The following is a 4,939-nucleotide window of genomic DNA, read 5'->3' as shown; positions in this document are numbered from 1 at the left end:
GGGGTGCTAACAGTGTACGGAGGTCCGGGCTACGAAACGTCCTCCCTGGATATTGCTTACCTCTACGACAATGGTGAGGTTACCGAAGAAGTAGTAATAAGCCCGGAAGATATGGCTGCGTTACGGTTTACGCTAGGAGTAGGTTTAGAACTTGGACCCTTCTACCTGAATACGGACTATAACCTAGGACAACAGTCGGTTTGGTCTGCCGGGTTGGGTTTCGCCTTCGGAAGTAAATAACGTAATCATCATTATAATTAATTTAAAACAAAACTTTCTATGTATATCTATCGCGCATATTTAGCAATTTTCACTTCAGGACTTCTGTTTTTAAGTGCCTGTGATGAAGTTCCCTTTAACTTCGTGTTAAACCTAGACGACACCTACGAATATGACATTTCAGATGACGGAGTAATTTCGGAAGAGGTAACCGTTAGCCGAGAGCGAGTGGTGGAAGATTTGGAGATTGACTCCGAAACTACCGTTGAGGATGTTAATGTAGAAAGCTTGGCAATAAAGATTATGGATCTTAATGGTAACCAAGCTTCGGCGGTTCGCCTAGCCGGACTTTTCTACCCGCAATTAGGTGCAAATCCTATTGCCCTTTTCGAAGATTTAGAACTGGCAGCCACCGCTGATGGCGACTTTACCGCAATCACTGACCTGGAATCTGCTGGGGTAAATGCCTTAGCTGATAAATTACTGGGATATATTAACGATACTGATTTTAATGACTTCATAGTAACTGTAGAAGGAGTTTCTGTTCCTGACGGAAGCCGCGTGGAGGCTCAGGTAGCGATTAAGTTACGAGCCACTGTTAAATTCTCGGAAACGGTAGAAGCTCCCTTCTTTGTGGGGCAGGAATAGTAGTCTAAATCTTTAAAAGCTAGAGCAGATGGGTGCTCCCACGATATACTATCTTTGGTTATTTCAGGTGATCCATCGTAGATATACATTGGCAATTATTTCGCAGTCGCTGCATAGTTTTTATCTACATGCATCTAAAACCTCACCGTGAAATAGTTAATGAAAATAGAGCCACTTGATAGTGGCTTTTTTTATGCTTTACAACCTAAATTTGAGCTACGTAAAGCAATGAGAACACTTCCATAGAATAAATTTTGACCTAAAGTGTGATTTTTTTACTGCTCGCGCGAATCATAGAGTAAACGTCGTAATTCGCAGACAACATACCATTATGTCTACCGCCGATCATAAACAGGCTTTTGTTAAGATGATGGATGAGCATAAGAAGCTTATTTATAAAGTGAGCGCTATGTATTGTGCTCAGACAGAAGATCGGAAAGATTTAATGCAAGAGATGGCCATTCAACTTTGGAAAACACTACCTAATTACGACAAAAAGTATAAACAGTCAACCTGGCTTTATCGGGTAGTTTTGAATACTGCCATCTCATATTACCGCAAGTCGCAACGGCGCAAGAAAGTAATTTATCCGATAGACGAAAGTATCATCAGTGTTGCTGATAAACCGCAGAATGAAAGCCTGGAAGAGAATCTGAACCAACTTGAGTGTTTTATTCAAGATCTCAATGAGTTCAATAAAGCTATAATGATTCTTTATTTAGATGGAAACAGCTATCAGGAAATTGCTGCTATTCTAGGAATTAGTGAGACGAACGTAGCTACTAAAATCAGCCGAATAAAAAAACAACTTAAAAAGAAATTTTCCACAACTAAAACCCAAACATCATGAAATTAGAAGAATTGCAACAAGCATGGCAACAGTACGACCAAAAGCTAGATAAATACCTTCAACTAAATCAAAAAATACTGAAGGAAGTAAATTTGCAAAAAATACGTCCTTTGCTACGCACGCTTGTGCTTAATCAGGTTATTGGAGGGACTATTTTCTTTTCGATTATTGTTGTTCTCGGAGGATTTATAGTAGTCCACATTCAGCAAGTTCCCTTGCTAGTTTCAGCATTTATTCTACTAGTGTTCGCCGTTATCGGATGGATAGGAAATATAAATCAATGGTCTACGATTTCACAAATTAGTTATGATGAACCTATCACTGAGATGCAGCAAAAGCTGCAAAAATTTAGGGCAGACTCAATACAGTACATGCGATTGCTAATGCTTTCTGTACCGTTCTACCTAACGTATATCATTTTAGGCTTCCACGTTTTCGGGGATATAGATATATACAGCCAGGCAGACCAGAAGTGGTGGTATGCCCAAGTCACCTTTAGTTTACTTTTAGTACCTGTCGCTATTTGGCTCTACCAAAAACTTAATTACCGAAACATGCATATTCCCTGGGTTAGGAGCTTTGTTGAAAGTGCCGGAGGGAAATCGGTGGAGAAAGCAATGATTCTATTAGGTGAACTAGATGAGTTCAACCAGGAAAAAGACCACTAGTAGACTTAATCAATTTAGTCTTGTTGATGAGCGATTGTTTGTTTGGTATCGCCTACGTGCTTTTGGTACATTTTCCAAACTCGGTGAGCGACGTCTCGTCCTAGTTCTAAACCAGCCACGTTATCGGCTTGAATGTGATAGCCACCTAATACCCGCGAAATACCAGCCATATCAGCCGCTTTGGTAAAAGTTGGAAAGTGAAGGGTCACCGTATCCCCCAAATTATTCGGTTCGGTGAGAGTACCGGGGACTAACTTTGCTTCGGCGCCAAACTCATCGCTTCCGGTAAAAAGGCGTAACGCTTCAGCACAAGCGCCACTTATACAACTATGTCCTGAAACGTAACTGGGAAAAGGAGGGCAAAGAAAAGTCTCAGGAGAGTAGGGGCGCCACTCTTGGCCTTTCATTTCTACTATGCCTTTTTCGGGACCACCCCAGGCTTTAATCACTTGGTCTTGATAATGCTTATGTACTAACGCATAAGGGCGGGCGAAATCGTAGTACATTTTAGAATCCCAAGCGGCAATAAAGGCATCCATGGCGGTAGCCTGATTGAGAAAATACATTTTCACATCATCATCCAGCGTGTGCTGATCTCGTACTGAGACTTTCTGTGCAAATACCAGCCAGTGCCCCGCTTGCTGCACCGATTGGGGACCATCCCGCATAAATTCTACTAGTGCCTTCTGCCCATTGGTGAGAGAGGCTTGCAATTCAACAACTTCCTTTACTTCTTCTTTTAGCTGGTCTGATCCAATCATGGGCGGTGGGCCGGGGCGAAACTGACTGGCTGAATCCAGTGCGATAGGTTCAACCATCTGCCAATAGGGAGTCAGACAGGCCGGGGCGAATTTGCCACCCTTTCCGTCGGAAAAATACTTAGGTTGCCAGCGGTTACCATCAATATTTTCATCGGGAGAATTTACGGGCTGGTAAGCCGTATAATCAAAGTAGGCCGCACCGTTTGAGCCTTCTACATCACCGTATTGGTTGGCCCCATCATTCTTTCGCTGTTCAATAACGGCCTTAGCCGCCAGATTACCGATTCCTTCGGGGGTAGACGGGTCTAATGATTGATTGGTGGGGTCTAACTTTAGTTCTTCCATAAACTGCCAGTAGAGCACGCTATCAGTATAGTAGTACTCACTTATGGCCCGGTAGGCAGCATAGCTAATAGCTATTTCTTTGTTTTCCAACGTTTGTTCCGAAGCTGGCCGACGTGAGACATCGGTTAGGTACACTGGGGTAGCTTGTTTGTCGTACCGAGACCAGGCATCAAACACCGCGGTAAAGATTAGTCCAAGATAGCGAGAGGTAATGGTGGGGCGCGGGTTGAACCGCTCAGTATCCCGAGCAGTAGCTTCCAGAGCTACTTCGCCCCACTGGTACGCTACATTATCGGTTCCAGTAGGCTCTAGTTGATTCTCCTGAGAAGTTGAAGTAGAGTGAGTTTGACAGCTAAGCAGAACCACTACGCTTAGCAGTAAGCATAAGTGCGATAGACGTATCATCGTGAAAGACTTTTTGACGACGAATATACGTATTTATTCAATTACCCTTTCGGTAGATTCTCGAAGCCAATAAGATAATACTGTATTAGCTCTTTTTCTTTCGTCCGCCTCGTGCTTTTTTCTCCGGTGCTTTTTCGGCTAGCTCCAAGCACTCTTCTAAAGTAAGCTCTTCAGGCTCTTTATCTTTAGGAATCTTCACATTCTTTTTGCCTACTTTAATGTACGGACCGTAGCGCCCGTTCAGCACCTGCACTTCCGGGTCAGAGTCAAATACTTTGATGTACTTGTTCTTATCAGCTTCTCGCTTGGCTTCAATAATTTCAATAGCGCGGTCTTCTTCTACGGTGAGCGGGTCGTCCTCTTTCGTCAACGAGTAAAATTTGCCATTGTGTCGAATGTAAGGACCAAACCGGCCGATGGCGGCAGTCATCACTTCATCTTCGTATTCCCCAATATCGCGCGGGAGTTTAAAGAGTTCAAGGGCTTCCTCCAGTGTAATCGTCTCAATAAATTGACCAGTGCGTAAGCTAGCGTACTTAGGTTTCTCTTCGCCTTCGCTTTCTCCGATCTGAGCAATTGGGCCAAATTTGCCTAACCGAACCAGCACCGGGAGTCCGGTTTTAGGATCTTCACCGAGTGCACGGTCAGTTCTGATGGTTGAGCGATCAATCTCTTCCGAAGTTTTAATTTTAGGGTGAAACTGCTGATAGAAATCATCAATCATCTTTTCCCAGGCTTTTTTGCCCTGGGCAATCTCATCAAACTCTTTTTCTACATCAGCCGTAAATGAATAATCGATCACCGTATCAAAATGCTCGGCTAGAAAATCGTTGACCACCATGGCTACATCAGTTGGGAAGAGCTTACGCTTCTCGGTACCGGTGCGCTCGGTCAGCACTTTTTCGCCTACCTTATTTTCCTTCTTTACCAGTGTCATTTCCCGGTATTCCCGGTCGTATCCGTCGCGGTCTTCCTTCAGAATGTAACCTCGCTTTTGGATAGTAGAAATTGTTGGCGCGTAGGTAGACGGACGGCCAATGCCC

At 43.8% G+C, this 4,939-nt stretch carries 6 protein-coding genes; 4 read left to right on the top strand and 2 right to left on the bottom strand.

Annotated features, from left to right (window positions below):
- The 4 genes from WBA23_RS21830 to WBA23_RS21815 all read left to right on the top strand — a co-directional run.
- On the top strand, positions 1-240 hold a 240-nt coding region (locus WBA23_RS21830), incomplete at its 5' end, for a DUF6588 family protein (protein WP_424584399.1).
- A 39-nt stretch (positions 241-279) separates the two neighbouring features.
- The gene (locus WBA23_RS21825) at positions 280-867 is read left to right on the top strand and encodes a hypothetical protein (RefSeq protein ID WP_424584398.1); all 588 of its coding nucleotides are present in this window, start codon (positions 280-282) and stop codon (positions 865-867) included.
- Between the two features lie 331 nt (positions 868-1,198).
- The gene (locus WBA23_RS21820) at positions 1,199-1,717 is read left to right on the top strand and encodes an RNA polymerase sigma factor (protein ID WP_424584397.1); all 519 of its coding nucleotides are present in this window, start codon (positions 1,199-1,201) and stop codon (positions 1,715-1,717) included.
- A complete protein-coding gene (locus WBA23_RS21815; protein ID WP_424584396.1) occupies positions 1,714-2,385 on the top strand; it encodes a hypothetical protein in 672 nt (223 codons plus the stop codon). Before WBA23_RS21820 ends, WBA23_RS21815 begins: the two co-directional genes overlap by 4 nt.
- A 14-nt stretch (positions 2,386-2,399) precedes the next feature.
- On the opposite strand, the gene WBA23_RS21810 is transcribed toward WBA23_RS21815, so the two are convergent.
- Positions 2,400-3,896: a vanadium-dependent haloperoxidase gene (locus WBA23_RS21810; protein WP_424584395.1), complete on the bottom strand. Its 1,497-nt coding sequence runs from the start codon at positions 3,894-3,896 to the stop codon at positions 2,400-2,402.
- Between the two features lie 85 nt (positions 3,897-3,981).
- A partial coding sequence (locus WBA23_RS21805) for a topoisomerase C-terminal repeat-containing protein (RefSeq protein ID WP_424584394.1) occupies positions 3,982-4,939 on the bottom strand: 958 nt, incomplete at its 5' end.

The sequence above is a fragment of the Tunicatimonas sp. genome (genome assembly GCF_049647865.1).
In the GTDB taxonomy this organism is placed as follows: domain Bacteria; phylum Bacteroidota; class Bacteroidia; order Cytophagales; family Cyclobacteriaceae; genus Tunicatimonas.
Note: the sequence above shows the minus strand (reverse complement) of the source record. Positions and strands in the feature narration are given on the sequence as shown.